A 23,711-nucleotide genomic window follows, 5' to 3' on the forward strand; every position below is an offset into this window, starting at 1 on the left:
CTACGGGCGCGTACCGTCCGTCGGCGGGTGCTCCGTGCGGTTCGGGATCGTCTCGCCCTGGATGACCCGGGGAGGCGTGTCCGTCGCCCGTTGTTCCTCCGCCTCCTTCATGGCGCGCGCCTCGGCCTTGAGGATGCGGGCCGACTTGCCCGCGTTGCGGGCCAGTTCGGGGCCCTTCTTGGCCAGGACGATCGCGATGACGACGATGAGGATGATGGCCAGTTCGCTCAGTCCGAACATGGTCTCCCGCTCCCTCTGTCTCTCCGGGTCAGACGTTCACGCCGAAATCGGCGGCGATCCCGGCCAGGCCGGAAGCGTAACCCTGCCCCACGGCGCGGAACTTCCATTCGGCGCCGTGGCGGTACAGCTCGCCGAAGACCATCGCGGTCTCGGTGGACGCGTCCTCGGAGAGGTCGTAGCGGGCGATCTCCGCGCCGCCGTTCTGGTTGACGACGCGGATGAAGGCGTTGCGGACCTGGCCGAAGCTCTGGCCGCGGTTCTCCGCGTCGTGGATGGAGACGGGGAACACGATGCGGTCGACCTCGGCGGGCACGGCCGCGAGGTTCACCTTGACGCTCTCGTCGTCGCCCTCGCCCTCACCGGTGAGGTTGTCGCCCGTGTGCTCCACCGAACCGTCGGGGCTGCGCAGGTTGTTGTAGAAGACGAAGTGCTGGTCCGACAGCACCCTGCCGGAGGCGTCGAGAAGCAGGGCGGACGCGTCGAGGTCGTAGTCGGTTCCGGTGGTCGTACGGACGTCCCAGCCGAGGCCGACCAGGACGGCGGTCAGACCCGGCGCCTCCTTGCTGAGTGAGACGTTGCCGCCCTTGGACAGGGAAACTCCCACGGTGTGCTCCTTCTCGGCGGGTGCGGTCGGGCCCGCGGCTCGGGTACGGAGCTAAGAATCTACATCACTGTAGAGATCACGGGGCAGGGCATGGGACCGTACATCACGTGCGCCGGTTCCCGCGCCCGTACATGGCGCACGGCCGGACGGGCCGCGGGCGTCTATACGATGTCCGCGCGGGAAACGCACGGCGGCAGGAGGGAGACAGGACGTGGGCGGGCAGCGGCAGCGTCCCCGGCGGCGGGGGCAGGGTGAGCTGGAGGCTCTGGTCCTGTCGGCGCTGAAGGAGGCCGACGGCCCGGCCACCGCCGGCTGGGTGCAGGAGCGGCTGGGGGGCGATCTCGCGTACACGACCGTGATCACCATTCTGACCCGGCTGCTGGCCAAGGGCGCCGTCACGCGGGAGCGGGCAGGGCGGTCGTTCGCCTGGACGTGCGCGCTGGACCAGGCCGGTCTGGCCGCCCGTCGGATGCGCAAGGTGCTGGACTCCGAGAGCGACCGTGAGGCCGTGCTGGCCAGCTTCGTGACCGGCCTCGGGCCGGACGACGAGCGGCTGCTGCGGGAGCTGTTGCGTCCGGCGGGGCACGAGGGGGAAGACTGAAGCCTCATGGGGGTCTTCGTCTTTCTGCCGCTGGTGCTGCCGCTGACGGCGTGGCCGATCGCGCGCCTCGCCGAGCAGCATCTGCATCCGCGCACGGCGACGCGGCTGCTGACCGGGGTGGCCGCGGTGATGGCGGCGTGCAGCACGCTCTGTCTCGCCCTGGTGATGGTGGTCGGCACCGCCCAGCTGCCCGGCAATCCGCTGCCCGACGGCTGGTCGGACCCGGAGGTGCGGGCGGCGGTGCCGTACGACGAGGTGGCGGGCAAGGCGGCGATCCCCGCGCTGCTCGCCGTGCTGGTCGTGTGCGGCCGGACGTGGTGGCGGCACGCGCGGGTGCGCCGTCGGGCCCATCGGGCGCTGGCGGGGCTGCGGAACACGGAAGTGGCCGTCCTGCCGGACGGCGCCCCGTACGCGTACGCGCTGCCCGGTAGCGGCCGGCGGGACCGTGTGGTGGTCACGACGGGTCTGCTGGAGTGCCTGGAACCGGCCGAGCGCCGGGCGTTGTTCGCCCATGAGCGGGCGCATCTGTCCGCCCGTCACCACCGCTTCCTGCTCACGGTCCGGCTGGCCGCGCAGGCCAATCCGTTCCTGCGTCCGCTGCGTACGGCCGTGTCGTACACGACGGAGCGATGGGCGGACGAGGACGCGGCGCGGACGGTCGGCAGCCGCCGTGCCGTGGCCCGTGCGATCGGCAAGGCGGCGCTGGTGTCCCGGGGCGCCCCGTCCGCAACGCCGGCCGGTCTGGCCGGTCTGGCCGCGGCGGGCCCGGTGCCGCGCCGGGTGGCCGCGCTGCTCGGGCCCGCCCCGGCGGTGCGCACATGGCCCTCGCTGTTCACGGCGGTGGGTGTCGCGGCGTGGGGCGCGGCCACGGGAGCCGTCGTGTCGGCGATGTCGTCCGCGAACTCCGCGGTGACGATGGTGCTCATCCTGCACGCCGCGACACCGCTGTAACCGCCCATGACGCGCGGAGGGCCGGCACCGAGACGGTGCCGGCCCTCCGTCTGCCGCGGTCGGTCAGAGGTCGAACTCGTGGGGCGGCAGGCCCAGCGCGTAGCACGCCTCGCGGACCACGGCCTGCTCGTCCTTGTCGAAGTCGCCGTCGGCGCCGCCGATGACGATGCCGATCTGGATCACGGCCCGCGCCTCGGCGGGCTTCTTCTTCACCTTGGCGATCTCCTGGATGACGCTCACCTTGCCGAAGGCGAAGTCGGTGGTGAGCTTGTCCAGGTTGTCCTCGAAACGGCGGCGCAGGTCGTCGGCGGGGAAGTTCCGCAGCACCTCGTTGGTGGCGATGAGCTGGGCGACGCGTTGGCGCTCGGCGGGGTCGACGGTGCCGTCGGCGGCGGCGACGAGCGCGCACATCGCCATGCCGGCGTCCCGGAAGGCGCCGCTCTTCAGGTCGTTCTTCTGCGCCATGAGCTGGGCCTGCATCGACGATGCGGACTCCTTGAGGCGGTCCCACAGGGCCATGGAAGCTCCGTACGTGTCGGGCGGGAGCCCGGACGGAAGGGGGTCGTCCGGGCTCCCGGTGTTTCTACATTACTGTAGAAGTTATCAGCGGGAGGGCGGATGTCCCGATCAGCCCTCGTCCTCCTCGTCGCCCTCGAAGAAGTCGCCGATCTCGTCGACGACTTCGGCGGCGACCATTCCGCCGGCGACACCGACGGCGAGGCCCGCGGCGCCCGCCGCGACGGCGGTGCCCATACCGGGGCCGCTCCGGTGGTGACCGCCGTGGTCGTGAGGGTCGAGGTGGCCGGAACCGGCGTACGGGGCGCCGTGGTGTCCGGCCGCCGCCCGCTGCTCGATCAGCTGACGGACCCAGCCGTCCACTTCCGCGTTCCAGTCGCGGGAGTCGTGGTGGCCGACGGTGAAGCGGGTCAGCGCGTCGTGGCCGCCGGAGAAGAGACCGCCGCGCTTGCCGGCCTCCAGGACCACCTCGACGCCGCCCGGATCGGCCAGGAAGGTCACCTCGATCTCGTCGACCTGGTGGGCGTACTGGGGCGCCGGGGTGAGCTCGATCTCCTGGTAGAACGGCAGTCGCTGGCCGGTTCCCGCGATGCGGCCGTACTCGAGGTCGGCGGACCTGAACCCGAAGCCGAGCTGACCGAACGCCTCGAGGATCGCCTCCTGGGCGGGCAGCGGGGCGACGTCCAGCGGGTCCAGGTCGCCCTTGTCCCGGGCGCCGGCCACCGCGAGTTCGGTGCGTACACCGAGGACGACACCGAGGTGCTGCCCGTACAGTTCGGTGACCGGCGTCTCCCACGGCAGCGTCACCGTGAAGGGGACGCTTTGCCGCTGGCCCGCGGCGAGACGGAAGCCGCCGCCGACGGTGAACCGTTCGAAGGCGACGACGCCCTCGCTCTCCCCCTCGTCGTGCTCGGCCTCGACCCGGGCCACCAGCTCCAGGGTGATGCGCTCGATGTCGAAGTCGGCCTGCCCGCCCTCGAGAAGGACCTGGCCGGTCAGTGCGCCACCGGGCCGGGCCGCTCCGGGGTCGAGGACCGTGTCGACCGTGGGGCCGCCCACACCGAGGGATCCGAGCAGTCGTTTGAACACCATGGCGGCGTCCACTCCTTTGTGCGTACGTGCGTGTACCGGACCCGTCGCCCGACGGGCCGTTCTACAGACGCGTAGAAGCATAGGGCGCGGCCCGCTCCGGAACGGCGTGATCAGGAACGGGTCGCCGGAAACGGCCGAAAACCCGCAGGTGCACGGCGCGGGGGAGGATCGAGCAAGAGCCGAGGAGGATCGTTGTTTCCCGTGAGCCGGCCGCGCGATTGCCTGGAGGTGTCACTTTCCGTACGGGGCTTCCGGGCTCCACGGCCTCAGGGAGGCACATGATGAAGCACATGATGAAGGTTGCCGTCGTCACCGGCGCCAGCTCGGGCATCGGGCGCAGTGCGGCCGTCGAGATCGCGCGGCGCGGCTCCGGCGTCGTCCTGACCTACAGCTCCAACGAACAGGGCGCCAAGGAGACCGTCCGGGAGATCGAGCGGCTCGGCGGCACCGCGGTGGCACTGCCGCTGGACATCGCCGACACGGGCGGCTTCCCGGCCTTCCGCGATGCCGTGGCCGGGGTGCTGCGCGAGACGTTCGGGCGCGACTCGTTCGACCAGCTGGTCAACAACGCGGGGTTCGCCGGGATGGCCTTGATCGAGGACACCACCGAGCAGGCGTTCGACCGACTGACCGAGGGGCTGTTCAAGGGCCCGTTCTTCCTGACACAGACCCTGCTGCCGCTGCTCGCCGACGGCGCCGCGATCGTCAACGTGACCAGCAACTCGGCCCTCCCGCACGTGACCGAGCCGGGCTACTCCGTCTACGCCTCCCTCAAGGGCGCCCTGATGGTCCTCACCCGGTACATGGCCAAGGAGTTCGGCGCCCGCGGCATCCGCGTCAACTCCGTCGCCCCCGGCGCCACGCGCACCCGCTTCGCCGACGACGCCTTCTCCCGTCACCCCGAGATCGTCCCGGAGCTGGCACGGCATTTCGCACTCGGGCGGATCGGGGAGCCCGACGACATCGGCACGGCCGTCGCGGCACTCGTGTCCGAGGAGGGGCGCTGGATCACCGGCCAGAACATCGAGGTCTCGGGCGGTCATCATCTCTGACACGGCCGGCACGGGCCCCCCGACGGGGTGCGTGCCGCGGGGCGGCATACTCGTACGCCCGCCTACGCGAAGGAGTGCATCGCCGTGACGAGCGACAGCCGGGTCGGACCGCCCCTTTTCGGCAGCGAGCGCGAGACGCTGCGCGCCTTCCTCGACTACCACCGGGCGACGCTCGCCATGAAGTGCGAAGGGCTGAGCGACGAGGAGCTGCGGCAGCGGTCGATGCCGCCGTCCACGCTGTCGCTGCTCGGGCTGGTGCGGCACATGGCCGAGGTGGAACGCGCCTGGTTCCGCCGGGTGTTCCAGGACAACGACGCGCCCATGGTCTGGTCGGACACGGTCGACTTCCAGGCCGCGTACGACGCCGACGCGTCGACCAGGCGGGAGGCGTTCACGGCGTGGGAGGCGGAGGTGGAGAACTCGCGCCGGGTCGAACGGGAGGCGGCCTCCCTCGACCAGGCCGGACATCAGCCGAGGTGGGGCGAGGACGTGTCGCTGCGGATGGTGATGCTGCACGTCCTGCTGGAGTACGCCCGTCACAACGGGCACGCCGACTTCCTGCGCGAGGGCGTCGACGGGACCGTGGGCGCCTGACGGCCGGCGCCCGTCCCGGGGCCACGGTCAGCCGGGCCGCGACGCCTCCACGTCCGCGGGCTGCCCCGCGCCCTCGTCCCCCCGCCGCGAGCGCCGCGCCGCGCCGATCGCGGCCAGCACCGTGCCGACCGCCATGATCGCCAGACCGCGCAGCCACACCGCCGCCTCGATCTGCGTGGCGAGCAGGACGCACGACGCGATGCCCAGCACCGGCAGGACGACCGGCGTGCGGAAGTGGCCGGCCTTCCCCGGGTCGCGGCGCAGCACCAGCACCGCGGTGTTGACCATGAGGAAGACGACGAGCAGCAGCAGGACCAGGGTGGACGCGAGGGTGGCGACGCTGCCGGTGAGGGCGAGGAGCATCGCCGGCCCGGTGGTGACCGCGATGGCGGCCCACGGGGTGCGGCGGCCCGGCAGCACCCTGGTCAGCGCGCCCGGCAGCAGTCCGTCCCTGGCCATGCCGTAGGCGAGGCGGGAGGACATGATGCCGGTGAGCAGGGCGCCGTTGGCCACGGCGACGAGCGCGATGACGCTGAACAGCTCGGGCGGCACACCGCCCGCCTCCTTCACCACCTCGAGCAGCGGCCCGCTGGAGCCGGCCAGCCGGTCGGTCGGCACGGCGGCGGACGCGGCCAGGCCGACCAGCACGTACACGGCGCCGGCGGTGGCCAGCGCGCCGAACAGGGCGCGCGGGTAGGAGCGGCGCGGGTCGCGGGTCTCCTCGGCGACGTTCACCGAGGTCTCGAACCCGACGAAGGAGTAGTACGCCAGGACGGCGCCGCTGAGCACGGCGGCCGCCGCGCCCTTCTCCGGCGTGCCGAGGTCGGTGAGGCGTCCGGGGTCGCCGTCGCCGCGCAGCAGCAGCCACGCGCCGAGCACGACGACGACGGCCAGGCCTCCCACCTCGACGACGGTGGCGACGACGTTGGCCCGGGTGGACTCCTTGATGCCGCGGGCGTTGACCAGTGCCAGCAGGCCCAGGAAGACCACGGCGACCAGGCCCACGGGCAGGGTCACGAAGGCCGACAGGTAGTCGCCGCCGAAGCCGCGGGCGAGGGCCGCCACGGAGACGATGCCGGCGGCGAGCATGCAGAAGCCCGCGACGAAGCCGGCGAACGGTCCGAAGGCGCGCGTCGCGTAGTGGGAGGCGCCGCCGGCCCGCGGATACTTCGTCGCCAGCTCGGCGTACGAGGCGGCGGTCAGCAGCGCCAGCAGCAGGGCGACGACGAGGGGTACCCACACCGCTCCCCCGGCGTCGGCGGCGACCTGTCCGACCAGGACGTACACACCGGCGCCGAGCACGTCGCCCAGGATGAAGAAGTACAGCAGCGGCGTCGTCAGCGCGCGCTTGAGGGCCGTCGGCTCCTGTGCCGTTCCCTGCGCACCCGTCCGCGTCCCTGTCATTGCACCGACTCGTCTCGCCATACCGCACCGTGTCCCCCGTACCGGCGAGAACACGCTCGCCATGCGGCGGCGGGGAGCATGGGCCGCGTCACACAGGACACGGGACGCGGGCGGGTCGTCCGCGGCCGGCGGCAGACATCTGCGAGGTCACCGGTCCGTCCACCGGTGAGCGCCCGGTGGGCCCGGTGAGGGATCCGGCGGAAATCGGGAGTACTCAGACCGGCGGGACGGGGCAATCGGTAACCGCCGAGTCCGCTCAACTGAAGGAGTGCAGTCCCATGCCCGAGACATCCGACGTCGTCGAGCTCATCCTCCAGGACCACCGCCGCATGGAGGATCTGTTCCGCCGGATGCGCAGTGTCGAGGACGACCGGGGCGCCGCGCTGCGCGAGTTCTCGGACCTGCTGATCGCGCACGCGCTGGCCGAGGAGTCCAAGGTCTACCCCGCGCTGAAGCGGTACAAGAACATCGAGGACGACGAGGTCGAGCACGGCGAGGAGGAGCACGACGAGGGCAACCAGGCCCTGCTGGCGCTGCTCGAGGTGGAGGAGATCGGGGGCGACGAGTGGGACGAGAAGCTGGAGAAGCTCGTCGAGGCCGTCACGCACCACGCCGACGAGGAGGAGCGCACGATTCTCAACGGCGCCCGGGAGAACGTGTCGGCGGAGCGGCGTGAGGAGCTGGGCAGGGCGTTCCGGGAGGAGCGGGAGCGGCAGCTGAGGTCCGGCTGCGGTTCGGTGGACAACGTCCGCAAGATCGTCGAGTCCTGACGCACGTCCGGGCCCGTCCGGCCGCACGCCGTACGAAAAGGCCGGCCCTCCCGCATCCGCGGGGAGGGTCGGCCTTTCGTGTGTCCGGGGGTCCGCCGGGTGTCAGTGACCGGCGGCCGGGTTCTCCGGGCGGATGCGGCCGTGCCAGCCGCCCCCGCTGCCGCCCTTCTCGACGTACTCCTTGAAGCGGTGCAGGTCCCCCTTGACCCGGCGGTCGATGACGCCCAGGGCGTCCGCGCCCTTCTCCGCCATGCCGGTGGGCTCGACGTCCATGGTGAGTTCCACTCGGGTGTGCGTGTCGTCCAGCGGCTCGAACCGCACCGACCCGCGCTGCTGCGTCTCGCCCCCGACGGTCCGCCAGGTGACCCGGTCGTCGACGAGCTGGTCCACGATCTCCGTGTCGAACTCACGCTTCACACCAGCGATCTTGGTGGTCCAGTGGTTGTGCCGGTCGTCGAGCTGTGTCACCTCCTCGACGCCCTCCATGAAGCGCGGGAAGTCCTCGAACTGCGTCCACTGGTCGTAGGCCCGGCGGACGGGGACGTTCACGTCGACCGTTTCCTTGACCGTGCTCATGGATCCTCCTGGTTTCTGTGCTCGAAGGGCCGGCGTGCCGGGCACGTCGGCTCCCTGTACGGGTCGTCCGGGACGGCGGGTACCCCGCGGACCGCACCTGAAAGATCCGAGTTGTGGCCGGCTCACTCCGGGGGGAGCGCGTGCAGGACGTCGGCGGCCAGCCGGTCGGCGTCGTCGATCGCGGCCGTGAGGCGGTCCGGGGCCGCGTCGAGCGTGCCGAACAGGGCGTGGGCACGGGCGGTGAAGCCGGCGGGGGCGGCGGGGAGTGCCCCTGCCGAGCGGACCGCGTCCTTCTCGTTGAGCACCCAGCCGCCGGCGTCGGCGTGCAGGGCGTGCACGAGGAGCCCGACCGCACGGTGGAGGCAGCCGGCGACATGGAACGCGTCACCGCGGGGAACGCCCTTGCGGGCGACGGCCAGGGTGAACGGCGCCTCCCAACGCGCCTGGCCCACCAGGGTGTTCCGCAACGGCCGGGGATACCCGGAGCGGATCTCGTCCCGCAGGGCGGTCAGTTCGCCGGTGGGGTCGGTGAGGACGCGGGCGAGGGCCACCTCCCCGGCGTACGTGTGGGAGGAGAAGCCGTACGGGTGGCCGGCCTGGAGCCCGGTCTCGACGTGTCCGTCCCGGCACTGCCGCCAGACGCGGTGCACGCGGTCCAGGTCGCGGTAGATCCAGTCGACGGGGGTGCCGTCGACGGTCAGCCAGGCGCCGCCGTTCACCCAGGGGCCCCAGCCGCCCGGTTCGGTCACCTCCGCCGTGGCCCCGGACAGCTCGGCGGCCAGCCGGCGCAGGGCCGCGGTGTCGAGCGGAGCCCGGTAGTACAGGCCCAGGTCGACGTCCGAGTCGGGGCGGTGCGTACCGCGGGCGCGGCTGCCGCCGAGGGCGACCGCGACGACTCCGTCGACCTGCTGCAGACGGTGCGCGATGAGAGAGATCTCGTCCATCGGGCCGAGTGTGCCGAACGGGGCGCGGGGCTGCGACCGCGTTTCCGTTCCGTCGCGGGTGTCGACGACCCCGCGCGCCCCTGGTGTGTCAGTGACCCCACGCGTCGGCCACCTCGGCGACGGCCCGGAGGGCCTGCTCGTACCCTGCCCGCGCCGCCGCCGGTCCGCGTGCGGTGTCGGCCATGTCGCGGCCCATCGCGCGGCGGGCGTCCTCGTCCGGGCACAGCAGTACGACGCGTGCGCCGTCCCCGGTCAGCCGCGCGGCCTCTTCGGAAGCGCTCGGGTGCGGGCCCACCGCCCGCGGGATCGGCACGACGGCCAGCACCCGCCGGCTGCCCCGCGCGAGAGGGAGGTTGGCGGTGGAGCGGCTGCCCCCGTCCATCCAGCGGCGGCCCGCCACGGTGACCGGAGGCCAGACGACGGGGACGGCGCAACTGGCCGCGACCGCTTCGAGCAGCGTCACCCCGGAGCGCGCGCCGAACGCCTCCACCTCCCCGGTCCGGGCGTCGACGGCGGTGACGCGCAGCTCGCGCTCCGGCCAGTCGCGCGCCTCGCCGAGGAGCCGGCCGACCGTGTCGAACACGTCCGACTCGGGTCCGGTGCGCGCACGCAGCGCCGTCCGGCCCAGCCGGGCGACGGAGCGCCCGGGGTCGCGGGAGCCGAGGGCGGCCCAGAGGTAGCGTGCCGTCATGCGTGCGGTCACCGGCAGGCGGACGGCGTCGGCGCCGGACAGCTGGCGCTCGTACAGCTCGGCGGCCGGGGTGCCGCAGCGGAGGCGTGCGCCGAAGACGGCGCCGGCGGAGGTGCCGATCAGGACGTCGGCGGCGTCGAGAGCGACGCCGGCCTCGGTGAGACCGGCGAGCATCCCCGTCAGCCAGGCTCCGCCCACCGGTCCGCCGCCGCCCAGTACGAGAGCCTTGTCGGGCACGGCTCCTCCCCTCCCCCGCCCACGGCGGACATGAAACGGGGGCCAATCCCCGTTTCATGCCGGGAAGCCTACCAGCGAAACGGGGAGCACTCCCCATGAGCGGCCCGGCAGGCGGTCGTCACTCGCAGAACGCCGTGTCGACGGCGTCCATCACCGCCAGCGCCGCCTTCTCCTCGTCGCCGCCGAACGTCCCCGGCAGCGCGGTCACCGCCAGACCGACGGAGCGGCCGTCGTCCGTGGCGCCGCCGCGGGTCTCGTAGCCGTCGATGTCGCCGCCGTGTCCCCAGTACACGCCGCCGCAGCTCAGCGGGACGCTGACGATGCCCAGTCCGTAACGCCACCCCGGCAGCACGGGGGCGTCGACCGTCCTGCGCATCTCCGCGAGCTGCTCGGGCGGCAGGAGCTCGCCGTCGAGCAGGGCGCGGGTGAAGCGGGCCAGGTCGCTCGGGGTGGAGATCAGCTGTCCGGCCGCGCCGCCCCAGGAGGGGTCCATCTCGGTGGCGTCGACCACCCGGTCGCCGTCGAGGCGCGCCAGGGCGTAGCCGTGCGGGTGCGGTCCGCGGATGCTCCGGTCGCCGGGCTGGGGCCAGTAGGTATGGCGCAGGCGCGCCTTGTTGATCACGCGTTCGGTGATCTCCTCCTGCACGGGGCGCCCGGTCACCCGCTCGATGATCAGTCCGGCGAGCAGATAATTGGTGTTGCTGTACTCCCACTTGGCGCCGGGGGCGGACGTCGCCGGGTGGGCCAGCGCCGCGGCGAGCAGGTCGTGCGGGTGGAAGAAGCGGTGCTGAACCTTCTCGAAGTGCTCCAGCCCTATGTGCTCCGTGTAGTTGGGCAGCCCGCTGGTGTGCTGGAGCAGGTGCCGGACGGTGATCTTCCGGGCGTCGATGCCCTTGCCGCGCACGAGTCCGGGGAGGTACCGCTCGACGGGCGCGTCCAGCGCGGCCTTGCCCTCCGCGACCAGTTGCAGCATCACGACGGCGGTGAAGGTCTTGGTGTTGCTGCCCGCCCGCACCTGCCCGTCGTGCGGGACCGGCGCCCTGCGGTCGAGCCGCGAAGACCCCGCGACCAGCGAGGTGGTACGGCCGTCCTCGCTGGTCCAGGCGAGCGCGGCCGGGAACTTCTCCTCCGTCACCAGCCGGTCGAGGCTTCGCTGGAGGGGCGGGCGCGGGGGCGGGTCCGCCTCCGCGGCGCCCGTGACCGTGGTGCTCAGCAGGCACGCGGCCGCGACGACGAGCAGACTTCCGCGCAAGATGGACTTCTTGTTCCGTGGCACCGGCACTCCTTCTCCGTGGGTCGGCACCGGTAACGATGCCGGTGCCGGCACCGGGGAGTCAGTCGTGCCGGCCCCCGAATCGCGGTACCCCCAGCGCTACCACGGCGCACCCGGCCGGGTCCGGGCCGTCAGGAAGGCCCGCGGTGCTGCTCCTGGGTGCCGGTCGCGGCGGGCGGTCCCGTGAGGGCCCAGCCGGCCAGCAGATCCAGGGCCCGCTTCGACGGCGAGCCCTCCTCGCAGGTGTAGACGAAGAGGGTGGTGTCGGGGTCCCCCGGCAGCGTGAGGGTCTCGTACGCGACGGTCAGGTCGCCGACGAGGGGGTGGCGCAGTCGCTTGGAGCCGTGGGTGCGCTGGTGGACCCGGTGCTGTTCCCACCAGCGGTCGAAGTCGGCGCTGCGCTCGCGCAGTTCGGCGATCAGCTCGGTGGTCGCGCGGTCGTGGGGGTCGCGGCCCACTTCGAGGCGCAGGCTCTCCACGGCGGTGCGGGCCTGGTCCTCCCAGTCGGTGAACAGGTCACGGGCCGCCTCGTCGAGAAACATCCAGCGCGCGTAGTTGCGCTCCGGGCGCGGCTTGCGCTCGAAGTCGGCGAAGAGGGCGCGCGCCATGCGGTTGGCGGCGAGGATGTCGGTGCGCCGGCCGAGGACCAGCGCGGGCTCGCCGTCGAGCGCGTCGATCAGCTGGTGCAGTCCGGGGCGCAGACGCTGCACGGCGGGCGGACGCCGGGAGCCGCGCGCGGAGGGCGCGGTGAGGCCGAAAAGGTCCTGGAGGTGGGCCCGGCCGGCCTCGTCGAGGTCGAGGGCGCGTCCGAGGGCCTCGACGACGGCGGGCGACGGGGTGATACGGCGGCCCTGTTCGAGGCGGGTGTAGTAGTCGGTGGACACCCCGGCGAGCAGGGCGACCTCCTCACGGCGCAGGCCCGGCACGCGGCGGACCCGGCTGTCCGGGGGGAGGCCGGCCCGCGAGGGATCGACCTGTGCCCGCGCCCTGCGCAGGAAGTCGGCCAGTTCACGGTTCGTCTCAGCCACGTCCTCCAGTGTGGCTCATCGGGGTCCGCGCAACCTGGCCCTCCGAGTCCTGGGTTGCCGCGTCCGGGTCCCCGCCGTGCCCGGTACGTCGGCCCACGGGGTGGTTCCGCGGCCCACTCTGGAGTCACCGGCCGCGAAGAGCGGATCCGAATCCCCTCCCGACACAAGGACTGAGCATCATGGCCTACCCCACCGACCGACCCGCCACCTGGTTCGTCACCGGCACCTCCCGCGGTCTGGGACTGGACCTGGTCAGGCAGCTGCTGGAGCGCGGCGACGCGGTCACCGCGACCACCCGGTCCACCGAGCGGCTGCTGGCGGCCCTCGGCGAGGGCGTCGACACCTCCCGGCTGCTGCCCCTCACCGTCGACCTGCGCGACGAGGAGCAGGTGGCGGCCGCCGTGCGGAAGACCACCGAGCGCTTCGGCGGCCTGGACGTCGTCGTCAACAACGCCGGCTACGGCTACCTCGCCGCCGTCGAGGAGACCGGCGACCGGGACGTGCGCGACATGCTCGACGTGCAGGTCGCCGGCGTGTGGAACGTGCTGCGCGCGGCCCTGCCGGTGCTCCGCGGGCAGCGGTCGGGGCACATCGTGAACGTGTCGTCCGTCCTCGGTCTGACGGCCGTGCCCGGCTGGGCGCTGTACTGCGCGGGCAAGTTCGCCCTGGAGGGGCTCAGCGAGGCCCTCGCGGCGGAGGTCGCGGAATTCGGCGTCGACGTCACGATCGTCGAACCGGGCTACTTCCGCACGGACTTCCTCACCCGTGACTCCCTGGCGCTGCCGGAGGCGACGACCGACCACTACCCGGCGATCCGCCAGATGGTCGCCCAGCACCTGGAACTCCAGGGCAAGCAGCTCGGCGACCCGGTGAAGGGCGCGGCCGCCGTGATCGACCGCGTCGTCACCGGCGAGGGCCCGCTGCGTCAGCTGCTGGGCAGCGACTCGCACGCCTACGCCACCTCCAAGGTGCAGGCCCTGACGGCCAACCTGGACGCCACGGCCGCGACGGCTCCGGCGACGGACCACCCCGCCGCCGCGTGATCCCTCGGGACGGGGCGGGTCCGCCGGCCGCGGCGGGCCCGCCCCGTTCGTGACGCACCCCGCCGGGCCGGAGGTCAGATCTGGTTGAGGCCGCCGTCGACGTACAGGCTGGAGCCGGTGACGAAGCTGCTCTGGCCGGAGGCGAGGAAGACCACCGCGGCGGCCACCTCCTCCGGGCGGGCGATCCTGCCCAGCGGCACCTGCGCGGCGAAGGTCCGTCGGAACTCGGCGGCCGCCTCCTCGCCGGCGGCCAGCCCCGAAAGACCCGGCGTGTCGGTCGGGCCCGGCGTGACCGTGTTGACCCGGATGCCACGGCCCTTCAGCTCGTTGGCCCAGGTACGGGCGAAGGAGCGGACGGCCGCCTTGGAGGCCGCGTAGACGCCGAACGCCTCGGCGCCGGCGTCGGCGTTGGTGGAGCCGTTGAGGATCACCGAGGCGCCGTCGTTGAGCAGCGGCAGCGCCTTCTGGACGGTGAACAGCGTGCCGCGCACGTTGATGCCGAAGAGCCGGTCGACGTGCTCCTCGGTGATCTGCGCGAGCGACGCGAACTCTGCGACGGCGGCGTTGGCGAACAGCACGTCCAGGCCCCGTCCTCGGCCGGCGATCGCTTCGTACAGACGGTCGAGGTCGGCCGGATCGGCGATGTCCCCCACGATGCCGGTGGCGGCGGGGCCGATCGCCTCGACCGCCGCGTCGAGTTCGGTCTTGCGGCGGCCGGTGACGAAGACATGCGCGCCCTCGGCCGCCATCCGGGTGGCGGCGGCCAGCCCGATGCCGCCCGCGCCGCCGGTGACGAGGGCGGTCTTGTCCTGGAGCAGTCCCATGCGGAGGTTCCCTTCCCCATTTCCGCATCGATCGATGCGGAAGTCGAACCGTAGCACTTCTGAAGTGATCGATGCGGAAGAGGTAGGCTGCGGGGGTGCGAACCGAACAGAGCAGGAATCCGACCGGCCGGCCCCGGGGATTCGACGCCGAGGAAGCGCTGGAGAAGGCCATGCTCGTCTTCTGGGAGCACGGCTACGAAGGCGCCAGCCTCGCCACCCTGACGCGGGCGATGGGCATCTCCACCACGAGCATGTACGCGGCCTTCGGCAACAAGGAGGAGCTGTTCCGCAGGGCACTGGAGCGCTACACCGAGGGCCCCGGCGGCTATCTCGCCCGCGCTCTACAGGAGCCGACGGCCCGTGAGGTCGCGACCGCGATCCTCGCCGGGACCGTGCGGACCACCACCCGCCCGTCCCCTCCCCGGGGATGTCTGGGCGTGCAGGGCGCCCTGAGCACCAGCGACGCCGGGCAGGGGGTGCGCGACCTGCTCGCCGCCTGGCGCAACGACGGCTGCGGCAGCGTGCGCGAGCGCTTCGAACGGGCCGTCGCCGACGGCGACCTGCCGCCCGGCGCCGACCCCGCGCTCCTCGCCCGCTATGTGACCACCCTGGCCTTCGGCATCGCCGTCCAGGCCGCGAGCGGGATCGGCCGCGACGAACTCCAGGCCATGGCGGAGGCGGCGCTGCGCACCTGGCCGCTCACCTGACGGCCCTGGGGCGCCTGGTCAGTTCGGCGGGGGTTCCCGCAGGCCCGTCTCCAGGCGGTAGCGGACGGTGACGTCGTGGTAGTCCACGTCCGGCTCGACCGTGTCCGGGAGGTTCGTGCGGTCGCTCCGGCTGACCGACGTGCGCTCGCCCGTGCCCGGGAAGCGGACGGCGGTGCGGGGCGGGGCGGTGAAGCGGAGGCGGTCCGCGTGGACCGTCGTGTGCAGGGTGATGTCCGTCCCGGGCTCTTCCGTCACGGGCGTTCAGGGTGGCTCTTCGGGTTCCTCCGCGGGCGCGCGCCGCCGGGCCGGTCTCGGAGGCAGCTTGCCGTCCTCGCCACGCACCCGGCGTGTGCGGGTGCCGCCCTCGGCCGCCGTGCGCTTCTTCGCGGCCGACCGGGTCGCCTTGCGCGCGGGCGCCGCCGCTCGCCCCGGGGTGTCCGCGACCTGCCCGGCCGCCCCGGTGACGGTCTCCCCCGCACCCTCGACGACCTGACCCGCCTTCGCGCCGACGTCCTCGACGGTACGTCCCACTCCCCCGCCGGCCTCTTCCACGGCCGACCCGGCACCGCGTCCGACGTCCTCCGCGACCGCGCCGACCCCACCGCCCACTTCCTGAACGGCCTCCCCGGCTCCCGCTCCGACGTCCCGCACGGCGCCCCCGGCTCCCGCGCCGACGTCGCGCACCGCGCCTCCGGCGCCCCGGCCGACCTCCTCGACGGCTCCGCCCGCGCCCCGGCCCACGTCCCGCACCGCGCCGCCCGCGCCGGCTCCGACGTCCTGGACGGCCTGTCCGGCGCCCGCGCCCACCGCGCCCACGGCCTCACGGGCTCCGCCGCCGACGTCCCGCACGGCGGCGCTCACGCCCCGGGCCAGTTCGGTGAGGATCTCCGGGTTGCGGTCCACGGTGGTGAGCACCCGGTTGACGATCACGGCCACGTTGTCGAGCCGCACCCTGAGCTGCGCCTGGGCCTCCACCCCCGAGATGCCCAGGTGCACCCGGCCGAGGGAGACGTCGGCGCCGACGCTGAGTCTCAGCAGGTCGAGCACCTCGGCCTGGAGCGACACATGGGCGCGGAGATCCTCGACGTCCAGGTCGATCTCGTCGACCTTGAGCAGCGGGACGTCGAGGAACACGTCCGTGTCCGTGGGGGTGGCCGGAGGCCGGGGGACGGTCTCCTCGTCACCCACCTCGTAGGCTTCGTACTCGGTGTCGTCGTGCTCGGTGTCGTCGGCGTTGTCGCCCATCACCGCACCTCCCGGGTCGCCGGCCCCCCGGTTCCCATCCTGCGGCGGGCCGCGCGCCGCCGCACGGTCAGCCCGGGACCGCGGCCGGCGCCGGGCGGGGCGCGGGCTCCAGGCGGACGATCACGCTCTTGGAGGCGGGCTGGTTGCTGCCGTCGGCGACGCTGTCCAGGGGCACCAGGACGTTGGTCTCCGGGTAGTAGGCGGCCGCCGTCCCGGTCTTCGTCGGGTACGCGACGATCGTGAAGCCGTCGGCGCGCCGCTCCGAGCCGTCCTTCCACACCCCCACCAGGTCGACGCGGTCCCCGTCGGCCAGGCCCAGCTCGCTGAGGTCGTCGGGGTTGACGAGGACGACGCGCCTGCTGCCGTGGATGCCGCGGTAGCGGTCGTTGTCCGTGTACGGCACGGTGTTCCACTGGTCGTGGGAACGCAGCGTCTGCAGCAGCAGGTGGCCGTCGGGGACGCTGGGCGCCTCGTGCTCGTTGCGGGTGAACCGCGCCTTGCCGACCTCGGTGTGGAACACGCCCTCGTTGACGGCGTTGGGCAGCCGGATGCCTCCCGGGCGCACCACGCGCCGGTTGAAGTCGTGCAGCCCCGGCACGATACGGGAGATGCGTTCGCGGATCTCGCCGTAGTCCGACTCGAACGCGCCCCAGGGGATGTCGGGGCCGCGCCCCGCGAGGGTGCGGTGGGCGAGGCGGCAGAGGATGGCGACCTCGCTGAGCAGCAGCGGGGAGGCCGGCTGGAGGCGTCCGCGCGAGGTGTGCACCTCGCTCATCGAGTTCTCCACGGTGACGAACTGCTCGCCCCCGGACTGCACGTCGCGTTCGGTGCGGCCGAGGGTGGGCAGGATCAGCGCGGTCCGTCCGCAGACGGTGTGCGTCCGGTTGAGCTTGGTGGAGATGTGGGCGGTGAGCCGGCAGGCCCGCATGGCCTCCTCGGTGACCATGCTGTCGGGCGCGGCGCGGACGAAGTTGCCGGCGAGGGAGAGGAAGAACTTGACGCGCCCCTCGAGCATCGCGCGGATCGCGTTGACCGAGTCATATCCGTGGTGGCGCGGCGGATCGAAGCCGAACTCCTTCTGCAGGTCGTCCAGGAAGGCGTCCGGCATCCGCTCCCAGATGCCCATGGTCCGGTCGCCCTGCACGTTGCTGTGGCCGCGCACGGGGCAGGCGCCGGCGCCTGCCCTGCCGAGATTGCCGCGCAGCATGAGGAAGTTGACGAACTCGCGGATGGTGGGCACCGCGTGCTTGTGCTGGGTGATGCCCATCGCCCAGCAGACGATGACGCGTTCGGAGCGCAGCACGTCGTCGCGGACCTGCTCGATCTCCTGGCGGGTGAGGCCGGTCGCGGCGGTGATGTCGTCCCAGTCGACGGAACGGATGTGCCGGGCGAACGCTTCAAAACCGTCGGTGTTGTTCCGGATGTAGTCGTGGTCGAGCACGGTGCCGGGGCGGGCGTCCTCGGCCTCCAGGAGCAGCCGGTTGAGGCCCTGGAAGAGGGCGAGGTCGCCGCCGACGCGGATCTGCAGGAACCGGTCGGCGATCGGCGTGCCGCGGCCGATGATGCCGCGCGGCTTCTGGGGGTTCTTGAACCGCAGCAGCCCGGCCTCGGGCAGCGGGTTGACCGCGATGATACGGGCGCCGTTGCGCTTGGCCTCCTCCAGCGCGGAGAGCTGGCGGGGGTGGTTGGAGCCGGGGTTCTGCCCCACGACGAAGATCAGGTCGGCGTGGTGCAGGTCCTCCAGGCTGACCGTGCCCTTGCCGGTGCCGAGCGTCTCGTGCAGGGCGTGGCCGCTGGACTCGTGGCAGAGGTTGCTGCAGTCGGGCAGGTTGTTGGTGCCGAAGGCGCGGGCGAACAGCTGGAGCACGAAGGCGGCTTCGTTGCTGGCGCGGCCCGAGGTGTAGAAGACGGCCTCGTCGGGCGAGTCCAGGGAGGTGAGTTCCTGGGCGAGCAGTCCGAAGGCGTCGTGCCAGCTGATCGGCTCGTAGTGGTCGGAGTCGGGCCGCTTGACCATGGGTTCGGTGAGCCGGCCCTGGTCGTTGAGCCACTTGTCGGAGCGGCGGGCGAGCTCGGACACCGGGTGTTCGCGGAAGAAGTCGCGGGTGATGCGGCGGGTGGTCGCCTCGTCGTTGATGTGCTTGGCGCCGTTCTCGCAGTACTCGTTGCGGTGCCGCTGTCCCGGGGCCGGGTCGGCCCAGGCGCACCCGGGGCAGTCGATGCCGTCGACCTGGTTCATCGTCAGCAGCGTCTGGCCGGTGCGCACGGGGGTGGTCTGTTCGAGGGAGTACTCCAGCGCGTGCATCACCGCGGGCGCTCCCGTGGCCCATTTCTTGGGCGGTGTCACGGTGAGCCGCTCCTGGGAACCGTCGTCGGGCCGCTCGGGCATGGACTCTCCTTCACCGGACACGCGGACACCCTCCAGTCTCACGCTCCCGCTGGGGGGCTGCCACATGATCTTCCGCCGACGGGGTGGCCCCGGCCGCCGTGCGGCCAGGGGGAAGCGCGGGGCTCGGGTTCCCCTTCGGCGGCCGGGGGAACATCACGATCTCCGCCCGTGTTGTCGGGCGTATGACAACGACGACGTCGCGGCCCGAGGTGCTGCGTTACACCGCCTTCTCCAGCGATCCCGCGGGCGGGAACCCCGCCGGGGTGGTGCTGGACGCGAGTGCACTGGACGACGGGGAGATGCTGGCCGTCGCCGCCGGGCTCGGATACTCGGAGTCCGCCTTCCTGACCGCCCCGCCGGAGGGGCTGGACGGCCCGGAGGGACGGACCTACCGCATTCGCTACTTCAGTCCGAAGGCCGAGGTGCCGTTCTGCGGGCACGCGACCGTGGCGGCCGCCGTCGCGCTCGCCGAGCGGCAGGGCCCGGGGCCGCTGCTCTTCGCGACGCAGGCCGGCGCGGTGCCGGTGGACGTGACGACGGCGCAGGACGGCACGGTGCGGGCCACGCTCACCAGCGTCGAACCGCACGTCGAGGACGTCGCCGAGGCCGATCTGGCGGAGGCGCTGGCCGCGCTGGACTGGCCCGCCGCCGACCTCGACCCGGCCTTCCCGCCGCGCGTCGCCTACGCGGGGGCCCGCCATCTGGTGCTGGCGGCGGCCACGCGCGCCCGTCTGGCCGACCTGGACTACGACTTCGCCCGTCTCGAAGCGCTGATGCACCGCCTGGACCTGACCACCGTGCAGCTGGTGTGGCGGGAGTCGCCGACGCTGTTCCATGTGCGGGACCCCTTCCCCGTGGGCGGTGTCGTCGAGGATCCCGCCACGGGGGCGGCGGCCGCGGCGTTCGGCGGGTACGCCCGTGAGCTGGGCCTGGTGCCCGAGGACGCCGTCCTCACCCTGCGGCAGGGCGAGGACCTGGGGCGTCCCGGCGAACTCACGGTGACCCTGCGCGCGGGCGACCCCCGGGTGCGCGTCGGCGGGGCGGGCGTGCGCATCGGCTGACGGGCGTGGGCGGCGGGCTGCCGCGCGCAGACGCGTGGTAGCGGTGCGGCATGCGGGGCACACTGAGGAAGAAACCCGAGCGACAGGTGGGGCCATGCCTGCAGCAGCCGCGCAGTCCGTCGAAGAGGCGATCGAGGTCGCCGTTCCCGTGCACACCGCGTACAACCAGTGGACCCAGTTCAAGACCTTCCCCCGCTTCATGCGCTGGGTGAAGGGGGTCGAACAGATCCGCCCGAACCTCACCCGGTGGGAGGTCGGCACCGGCTGGGCGACCTGGACGTACATGGCGGAGGTCGTCGAGCAGCATCCCGACGAGCTGATCGCGTGGCAGGGTCTCGGCCGCTGGGCCGGGCACCGGGGCGAGGTGAGCTTCCGGGCCCTCGCCCCGAACCGCACGGAGATCGTGGTGCGCATGCGGTCCCTGGCCCGGCCGACGCGGCGGCACCTGCTGCACCGGACGCCGGTGACGCCGCGGCTGATCCGGTCCGAGCTGGGCCGCTTCAAGCAGTTCATCGAAGGGGTGGGCCAGGAGTCCGGCGCCTGGCGCGGCGTCATCCGCAAGGGGCAGGTCCGGCCCCAGGAGGAGAAGCCGGCGAGGAGCCGGGTGGCGGGCTGGCCGGTCGGCTGAAGCCCGGGCGCGAGGGCGGCGGAAATCCGCGGAGAAGGTCCGCGTCGGGCTGCGCGGTCCGGCCCGTCCGGGGAACCCGGCCCTCGGGACCGACCCGAGGAGCCACCATGAGCACCCTCCACGAAGAGCGCCGGGGCGAGGAAGCGTCCGGAGGACGGCCGTGACCGCGCCCGCCGTGTCGATCTCCGGACAGGACGCCGACGCGCTCGGCGGTGACGACAGCATCCTGATGCGCCAGCGCCGGGACCACGCGCGGCTCGACGCGATGATGAACCGCTACCTCTCCGAGGACCTCCCGCCCGGCGACCTGAACTCACTGTGGCTGGACGTCGTCCGGCTGGTGTTCCGTCACGCCTTCGCCGAGGAGACCGTGCTGTGGCCGCTGCTGCGGCGCGTCGCTCCTGACGGGGAGGAGCTGACACGGCAGGTCGAGGAGGAGCACCAGGCGATCAGCGAACTGGTCGCCCGGATCGAACGTTCCCCCGACGACCCGCGGCGCGCGGAGTGGATCCAGCAGGCGTTCGCGCTGATCCGGCAGGACATCCGTGACGAGGAGGACGAGCTGCTGCCGCAGCTGCGGACCGCGTTCGACGACCGCACGCTACGGCGCGTCGGCGCCGCGTGGGAGACCGTGCGGGCGACCGCCCCGACCCGGCCGCACCCGGGCGTGCCCCGGCGTCCGCCCGGGAACGCGCTGCGGGGCGTCCCGCTCAGCGCGTTCGACCGGCTGCGGGACCTGGCGCCGGGCAGCGGCCCGGCCGCCCGCCGCGCCTCCCTGGCGGCAGCGGGTGCGGTCGCCGCGGGAGGCGCGGTCGTCCTGGCGGTGCGTGCCGCCCGCCGGGCACGGCTGAGAGAACAAGGGGTCATGCGGCGCCGCGTCCGTGGCGGGAGCCCGCGTACGCGGCGTCGCGCAGCCGGTTGAGACGTCCGGCGGGTCGCAGGCCGGGCAGGCTGTGCGCGACGGGGTCGTAGGACACCGTGGTCTCCGCGGGGGCGAGGTGCACCGCCTCAAGGGTGAGGGACGCGAACGGCCGCCAGGGCTCACCGGCCGCGGCGGCGCACAGCCGGAACCGGACGGGACGGCAGGCGAGTTCCTGCCACAGCGTCGGCCGTGGCGTGTGCGGCGGGTCGAGCACCGGGAAGGCGGCGAGCACCCGCTCGGACTCCCCCGTCCGGTACGCCAGCAGCGTGGAATACGCCCCGGTGAGCGCGTCGGTGCGGAGCAGCGGCAGATGGCGGCCGAGGCGGCCCGTGCCGCTGGAGGTGAACAGCAGGTCGAGCGGCAGGTCCGGGCCTCCGGCGTCCTCGACGCGGACGGCCAGGCCGAGCGCGTCCGGCAGCCGCCGGGGCGTGCCCAGGGCGTGGGACCAGCGCACGATCGCCGGGTAGGAGGCGTGCCGGTCCAGCCAGGGCTCCCCCCAGGGGCGGTCGCCGCGGCCGGCCACGTGCAGGGTGCCGGAGCACAGCACCCCGGTGGGGTGGACGGCGGGCGCGTCCCGCCACCGGGCCACCCGTTCGGCGGCCCGGTGGGCGGTGTCGCGCACGCCTGCCACGGAGTCCCTCAGAGTCCGGGGCGGATGACCGCGCGGACGCAGCCGTCGGTCTTGTGCTTGAACATGTCGTACGCGGTGGGGGCGTCGTCGAGGGACACCGTGTGGGTGGCCATGTGGGCGGTGGAGATCTCCCCGGCCGCGAGCCGGTCGAGGAGCATCGGGATGTAACGCTGGCCGTGCATCTGCGCGCCGCGCACGGTGAGTCCCTTGTTGACCACGGCGCCGAGCGGGAACTTGTCGACGGCGCCCGCGAACACGCCCAGAACGAACACGGTGCCTCCCTTGCGGCAGGCGTGGATGGCCTGCCGTACGGCCGTGGGGCGGTCCGTCTGGAGGCGGAGCTGCTGCTTGGCCTGGTCGTACAGGTGCATGGGGCCGTCGCTGTGGGCCTCCATGCCGACCGCCTCGATGCACACGTCGGGTCCGCGTCCGCCGGTGCGTTCGCGCAGTTCCGCCGCGACGTCGGTGGTGGTGTAGTCGATGGTCTCGGCACCGACGTACCGCTCCGTCATCTCCAGGCGTTCGGGGATGCGGTCGATGGAGATGACGCGTTCCGCGCCGAGCAGGATCGCCGCCCGCGCCGCCATCTGGCCGACGGCGCCGCAGCCCCAGACGGCCACCACGTCTCCGGGCCTCACACCGCCGAGGTCCGCCCCCATCCAGCCGGTGGGCACGGAGTCGGACACGAAGAGGGCGCTGGTGTCGTCGATGCCCTCGGGCACGGTGAAGGCGCCGTGGTCGGCGAACGGGACCCGGACGTACTCGGCGTGGCTGCCGCGCAGGCCGCCCATGGCGTGCGAGTAGCCGAAGATACCGGCGGTCTCGTAGCCGAACAGGGCTTGCCCGACTCCTGGGTTGGTGTTGGTGTTGTCGCACAGCGACCACAGGTCGTTGGCGCAGTACCAGCAGCGGCCGCAGCCGACGAACGAGGAGACGACGACCCGGTCGCCCACCCTGTGGCGGCGCACCGCGGGCCCGGTCTCGACGACCTCGCCGACGAACTCGTGGCCGATGACGTCGCCGGCCCGCATGGCCGGGATGTACCCGCCGATGAGGTGCAGGTCGGAGCCGCAGGTGGTGCCCGCGACGAGTCGCACGACGATGTCCTGGTCGTTGCGCAGCTCCGGGTCGGGGACCTGCTCGACGGACAGCTTGTTGACGCCTTCCCAGCACAGGGCCTTCACAGCACTCCCTCCCCGCCGGAACGGCGGCTGAGCAGTCCGACGAGCCGGCCGCCCGGTGTGGGCCGGGTCGTCGGCGGTGTGTCGGGGAGCATGACCTCCCCGGTCTCCAGCAGGGCCTTCGCCTCGCGCAGCGCGCGCCGCACCTCCTGGCGCGGGTCCTGCCCGGCGAGCCGCGCGGGCACAGAGGTCGCCTCCGGGGGTGCCGGCTCCTTGAGCCGTGCGGCCAGCTCCGTGCCGCGGTCACCCGGCGCGGGCTGCGTCCGTACGTCGATGCGGTCGGCGAGCCGTTCCAGAGGCTCGGGAAGCTTGCCGTCCTGCCGGACGTCCTCCTCGGGGCGGTTCACGGTCACCGTCAGCCACCGGTCGCCCGCCCGGTCCTCCCCGCCGCGTGCCGCCGACCCGGCCTTCCGGGCCGCCGCGACACCGACGGCGGCGACGGGAACCATCCACAACGCCTTCTTCATGCACTGCCTCCTGCTCGGACAGGCCTCATCGCGCGCGGCGGGT

At 73.1% G+C, this 23,711-nt stretch carries 27 protein-coding genes; 10 read left to right on the forward strand and 17 right to left on the reverse strand.

Annotation, left to right across the window (positions count from 1 at the left end; all coding sequences use genetic code 11):
• Together ACP7TJ_RS00390 and ACP7TJ_RS00395 are read right to left on the reverse strand one after the other, a co-directional pair.
• On the reverse strand, positions 1-240 hold the full coding sequence (locus tag ACP7TJ_RS00390) for a twin-arginine translocase TatA/TatE family subunit (protein ID WP_093769607.1): 240 nt from the start codon (positions 238-240) through the stop codon (positions 1-3).
• 28 nt (positions 241-268) lie between these two features.
• Complete coding sequence (locus ACP7TJ_RS00395; protein WP_093769608.1) at positions 269-844, reverse strand: TerD family protein; 576 nt, start codon at positions 842-844, stop codon at positions 269-271.
• Between the two features lie 211 nt (positions 845-1,055).
• Between ACP7TJ_RS00395 and ACP7TJ_RS00400 the strand changes: the two genes are divergently transcribed.
• Complete coding sequence (locus ACP7TJ_RS00400) at positions 1,056-1,445, forward strand: BlaI/MecI/CopY family transcriptional regulator (protein WP_167744784.1); 390 nt, start codon at positions 1,056-1,058, stop codon at positions 1,443-1,445.
• A 6-nt stretch (positions 1,446-1,451) separates the two neighbouring features.
• On the forward strand, positions 1,452-2,396 hold the full coding sequence (locus ACP7TJ_RS00405) for a M56 family metallopeptidase (RefSeq protein ID WP_266394211.1): 945 nt from the start codon (positions 1,452-1,454) through the stop codon (positions 2,394-2,396).
• A gap of 63 nt (positions 2,397-2,459) precedes the next feature.
• On the opposite strand, the gene ACP7TJ_RS00410 is transcribed toward ACP7TJ_RS00405, so the two are convergent.
• The gene (locus tag ACP7TJ_RS00410; RefSeq protein ID WP_189909312.1) at positions 2,460-2,915 is read right to left on the reverse strand and encodes a tellurite resistance TerB family protein; all 456 of its coding nucleotides are present in this window, start codon (positions 2,913-2,915) and stop codon (positions 2,460-2,462) included.
• Positions 2,916-3,023: 108 nt separating this feature from the next.
• Positions 3,024-4,004: a sporulation protein gene (locus tag ACP7TJ_RS00415; RefSeq protein ID WP_427761624.1), complete on the reverse strand. Its 981-nt coding sequence runs from the start codon at positions 4,002-4,004 to the stop codon at positions 3,024-3,026.
• Between the two features lie 290 nt (positions 4,005-4,294).
• Here ACP7TJ_RS00415 and ACP7TJ_RS00420 point away from each other — a divergent pair, with 290 nt between their 5' ends.
• Together ACP7TJ_RS00420 and ACP7TJ_RS00425 are read left to right on the forward strand one after the other, a co-directional pair.
• Positions 4,295-5,056 carry an SDR family NAD(P)-dependent oxidoreductase gene (locus ACP7TJ_RS00420; protein ID WP_367495287.1) on the forward strand — a complete coding sequence of 254 codons (762 nt, stop codon included), beginning with the start codon at positions 4,295-4,297 and terminating at the stop codon, positions 5,054-5,056.
• Between the two features lie 84 nt (positions 5,057-5,140).
• Positions 5,141-5,650, forward strand: coding sequence for a DinB family protein (locus tag ACP7TJ_RS00425; RefSeq protein WP_093769613.1), 510 nt, complete (start codon positions 5,141-5,143; stop codon positions 5,648-5,650).
• Between the two features lie 27 nt (positions 5,651-5,677).
• Here ACP7TJ_RS00425 and ACP7TJ_RS00430 read toward each other — a convergent pair whose 3' ends face one another.
• On the reverse strand, positions 5,678-7,054 hold the full coding sequence (locus ACP7TJ_RS00430) for an APC family permease (protein ID WP_189909309.1): 1,377 nt from the start codon (positions 7,052-7,054) through the stop codon (positions 5,678-5,680).
• 278 nt (positions 7,055-7,332) lie between these two features.
• Between ACP7TJ_RS00430 and ACP7TJ_RS00435 the strand changes: the two genes are divergently transcribed.
• Positions 7,333-7,824: a hemerythrin domain-containing protein gene (locus tag ACP7TJ_RS00435; protein WP_189909307.1), complete on the forward strand. Its 492-nt coding sequence runs from the start codon at positions 7,333-7,335 to the stop codon at positions 7,822-7,824.
• A 102-nt stretch (positions 7,825-7,926) separates the two neighbouring features.
• On the opposite strand, the gene ACP7TJ_RS00440 is transcribed toward ACP7TJ_RS00435, so the two are convergent.
• The 5 genes from ACP7TJ_RS00440 to ACP7TJ_RS00460 form a co-directional block, all read right to left on the reverse strand.
• Positions 7,927-8,400, reverse strand: coding sequence for an SRPBCC family protein (locus tag ACP7TJ_RS00440; RefSeq protein ID WP_093769616.1), 474 nt, complete (start codon positions 8,398-8,400; stop codon positions 7,927-7,929).
• Between the two features lie 122 nt (positions 8,401-8,522).
• Positions 8,523-9,344 (reverse strand): nucleotidyltransferase domain-containing protein, encoded by an 822-nt coding sequence (locus ACP7TJ_RS00445; protein ID WP_189909306.1) that lies wholly within the window; start codon positions 9,342-9,344, stop codon positions 8,523-8,525.
• An 88-nt stretch (positions 9,345-9,432) separates the two neighbouring features.
• A complete protein-coding gene (locus tag ACP7TJ_RS00450; RefSeq protein ID WP_367495284.1) occupies positions 9,433-10,272 on the reverse strand; it encodes a patatin-like phospholipase family protein in 840 nt (279 codons plus the stop codon).
• Positions 10,273-10,390: 118 nt separating this feature from the next.
• The gene (locus tag ACP7TJ_RS00455; RefSeq protein ID WP_427767241.1) at positions 10,391-11,527 is read right to left on the reverse strand and encodes a serine hydrolase domain-containing protein; all 1,137 of its coding nucleotides are present in this window, start codon (positions 11,525-11,527) and stop codon (positions 10,391-10,393) included.
• A 149-nt stretch (positions 11,528-11,676) separates the two neighbouring features.
• Positions 11,677-12,573: a helix-turn-helix transcriptional regulator gene (locus ACP7TJ_RS00460; protein WP_427761629.1), complete on the reverse strand. Its 897-nt coding sequence runs from the start codon at positions 12,571-12,573 to the stop codon at positions 11,677-11,679.
• A gap of 179 nt (positions 12,574-12,752) precedes the next feature.
• On the opposite strand from ACP7TJ_RS00460, the gene ACP7TJ_RS00465 reads away from it, so the two are divergent.
• Complete coding sequence (locus ACP7TJ_RS00465; protein WP_427761631.1) at positions 12,753-13,616, forward strand: SDR family NAD(P)-dependent oxidoreductase; 864 nt, start codon at positions 12,753-12,755, stop codon at positions 13,614-13,616.
• Positions 13,617-13,690: 74 nt separating this feature from the next.
• On the opposite strand, the gene ACP7TJ_RS00470 is transcribed toward ACP7TJ_RS00465, so the two are convergent.
• Complete coding sequence (locus ACP7TJ_RS00470; protein WP_093769622.1) at positions 13,691-14,440, reverse strand: SDR family oxidoreductase; 750 nt, start codon at positions 14,438-14,440, stop codon at positions 13,691-13,693.
• A 95-nt stretch (positions 14,441-14,535) separates the two neighbouring features.
• On the opposite strand from ACP7TJ_RS00470, the gene ACP7TJ_RS00475 reads away from it, so the two are divergent.
• Positions 14,536-15,147 (forward strand): TetR/AcrR family transcriptional regulator, encoded by a 612-nt coding sequence (locus ACP7TJ_RS00475; RefSeq protein ID WP_370162240.1) that lies wholly within the window; start codon positions 14,536-14,538, stop codon positions 15,145-15,147.
• Positions 15,148-15,165: 18 nt separating this feature from the next.
• On the opposite strand, the gene ACP7TJ_RS00480 is transcribed toward ACP7TJ_RS00475, so the two are convergent.
• The 3 genes from ACP7TJ_RS00480 to ACP7TJ_RS00490 all read right to left on the reverse strand — a co-directional run bounded on the left by ACP7TJ_RS00480 (position 15,166) and on the right by ACP7TJ_RS00490 (position 18,778).
• Entirely contained in the window at positions 15,166-15,402 is a 237-nt protein-coding gene (locus tag ACP7TJ_RS00480; RefSeq protein ID WP_427761634.1) for a hypothetical protein, read from the reverse strand.
• A 6-nt stretch (positions 15,403-15,408) separates the two neighbouring features.
• A complete protein-coding gene (locus ACP7TJ_RS00485) occupies positions 15,409-16,392 on the reverse strand; it encodes a hypothetical protein (protein WP_427761636.1) in 984 nt (327 codons plus the stop codon).
• Positions 16,393-16,459: 67 nt separating this feature from the next.
• Positions 16,460-18,778 carry an FdhF/YdeP family oxidoreductase gene (locus ACP7TJ_RS00490; RefSeq protein ID WP_387584742.1) on the reverse strand — a complete coding sequence of 773 codons (2,319 nt, stop codon included), beginning with the start codon at positions 18,776-18,778 and terminating at the stop codon, positions 16,460-16,462.
• A 182-nt stretch (positions 18,779-18,960) separates the two neighbouring features.
• Here ACP7TJ_RS00490 and ACP7TJ_RS00495 point away from each other — a divergent pair, with 182 nt between their 5' ends.
• The 3 genes from ACP7TJ_RS00495 (at position 18,961) to ACP7TJ_RS00505 (ending at position 21,389) form a co-directional block, all read left to right on the forward strand.
• Positions 18,961-19,839 (forward strand): PhzF family phenazine biosynthesis isomerase, encoded by an 879-nt coding sequence (locus ACP7TJ_RS00495; RefSeq protein WP_189909299.1) that lies wholly within the window; start codon positions 18,961-18,963, stop codon positions 19,837-19,839.
• 94 nt (positions 19,840-19,933) lie between these two features.
• A complete protein-coding gene (locus ACP7TJ_RS00500; protein WP_189909298.1) occupies positions 19,934-20,467 on the forward strand; it encodes an SRPBCC family protein in 534 nt (177 codons plus the stop codon).
• 160 nt (positions 20,468-20,627) lie between these two features.
• On the forward strand, positions 20,628-21,389 hold the full coding sequence (locus tag ACP7TJ_RS00505) for a hemerythrin domain-containing protein (RefSeq protein WP_427761639.1): 762 nt from the start codon (positions 20,628-20,630) through the stop codon (positions 21,387-21,389).
• Here ACP7TJ_RS00505 and ACP7TJ_RS00510 read toward each other — a convergent pair.
• From ACP7TJ_RS00510 to ACP7TJ_RS00520, 3 genes are read right to left on the reverse strand one after another with little or no spacing between them, the layout of a single operon-like run.
• On the reverse strand, positions 21,331-22,020 hold the full coding sequence (locus ACP7TJ_RS00510) for a phosphodiesterase (protein WP_367541453.1): 690 nt from the start codon (positions 22,018-22,020) through the stop codon (positions 21,331-21,333). The two genes, ACP7TJ_RS00505 and ACP7TJ_RS00510, sit on opposite strands and share 59 nt — an antisense overlap.
• 8 nt (positions 22,021-22,028) lie before the next feature.
• Positions 22,029-23,204: a zinc-dependent alcohol dehydrogenase gene (locus ACP7TJ_RS00515; protein ID WP_189909295.1), complete on the reverse strand. Its 1,176-nt coding sequence runs from the start codon at positions 23,202-23,204 to the stop codon at positions 22,029-22,031.
• A complete protein-coding gene (locus ACP7TJ_RS00520; RefSeq protein ID WP_093769631.1) occupies positions 23,201-23,668 on the reverse strand; it encodes a hypothetical protein in 468 nt (155 codons plus the stop codon). Before ACP7TJ_RS00520 ends, ACP7TJ_RS00515 begins: the two co-directional genes overlap by 4 nt.
• Positions 23,669-23,711: the final 43 nt, after the last annotated feature.

Source organism: Streptomyces sp. DSM 41931, assembly GCF_050271085.1.
In the GTDB taxonomy this organism is placed as follows: Bacteria; Actinomycetota; Actinomycetes; order Streptomycetales; family Streptomycetaceae; genus Streptomyces; species Streptomyces albogriseolus.

What these genes read in the sequence shown, in the direction of transcription:
- ACP7TJ_RS00390 (WP_093769607.1), bottom strand. Translation starts at nt 240, where the DNA reads ATGTTCGGACTGAGCGAACTGGCCATCATCCTCATCGTCGTCATCGCG.
- ACP7TJ_RS00405 (WP_266394211.1), top strand. Translation starts at nt 1,452, where the DNA reads ATGGGGGTCTTCGTCTTTCTGCCGCTGGTGCTGCCGCTGACGGCGTGG.
- ACP7TJ_RS00410 (WP_189909312.1), bottom strand. Translation starts at nt 2,915, where the DNA reads ATGGCCCTGTGGGACCGCCTCAAGGAGTCCGCATCGTCGATGCAGGCC.
- ACP7TJ_RS00415 (WP_427761624.1), bottom strand. Translation starts at nt 4,004, where the DNA reads ATGGTGTTCAAACGACTGCTCGGATCCCTCGGTGTGGGCGGCCCCACG.
- ACP7TJ_RS00420 (WP_367495287.1), top strand. Translation starts at nt 4,295, where the DNA reads ATGATGAAGGTTGCCGTCGTCACCGGCGCCAGCTCGGGCATCGGGCGC.
- ACP7TJ_RS00430 (WP_189909309.1), bottom strand. Translation starts at nt 7,054, where the DNA reads ATGACAGGGACGCGGACGGGTGCGCAGGGAACGGCACAGGAGCCGACG.
- ACP7TJ_RS00435 (WP_189909307.1), top strand. Translation starts at nt 7,333, where the DNA reads ATGCCCGAGACATCCGACGTCGTCGAGCTCATCCTCCAGGACCACCGC.
- ACP7TJ_RS00440 (WP_093769616.1), bottom strand. Translation starts at nt 8,400, where the DNA reads ATGAGCACGGTCAAGGAAACGGTCGACGTGAACGTCCCCGTCCGCCGG.
- ACP7TJ_RS00445 (WP_189909306.1), bottom strand. Translation starts at nt 9,344, where the DNA reads ATGGACGAGATCTCTCTCATCGCGCACCGTCTGCAGCAGGTCGACGGA.
- ACP7TJ_RS00465 (WP_427761631.1), top strand. Translation starts at nt 12,753, where the DNA reads ATGGCCTACCCCACCGACCGACCCGCCACCTGGTTCGTCACCGGCACC.
- ACP7TJ_RS00470 (WP_093769622.1), bottom strand. Translation starts at nt 14,440, where the DNA reads ATGGGACTGCTCCAGGACAAGACCGCCCTCGTCACCGGCGGCGCGGGC.
- ACP7TJ_RS00485 (WP_427761636.1), bottom strand. Translation starts at nt 16,392, where the DNA reads ATGGGCGACAACGCCGACGACACCGAGCACGACGACACCGAGTACGAA.
- ACP7TJ_RS00490 (WP_387584742.1), bottom strand. Translation starts at nt 18,778, where the DNA reads ATGCCCGAGCGGCCCGACGACGGTTCCCAGGAGCGGCTCACCGTGACA.
- ACP7TJ_RS00495 (WP_189909299.1), top strand. Translation starts at nt 18,961, where the DNA reads ATGACAACGACGACGTCGCGGCCCGAGGTGCTGCGTTACACCGCCTTC.
- ACP7TJ_RS00500 (WP_189909298.1), top strand. Translation starts at nt 19,934, where the DNA reads ATGCCTGCAGCAGCCGCGCAGTCCGTCGAAGAGGCGATCGAGGTCGCC.
- ACP7TJ_RS00520 (WP_093769631.1), bottom strand. Translation starts at nt 23,668, where the DNA reads ATGAAGAAGGCGTTGTGGATGGTTCCCGTCGCCGCCGTCGGTGTCGCG.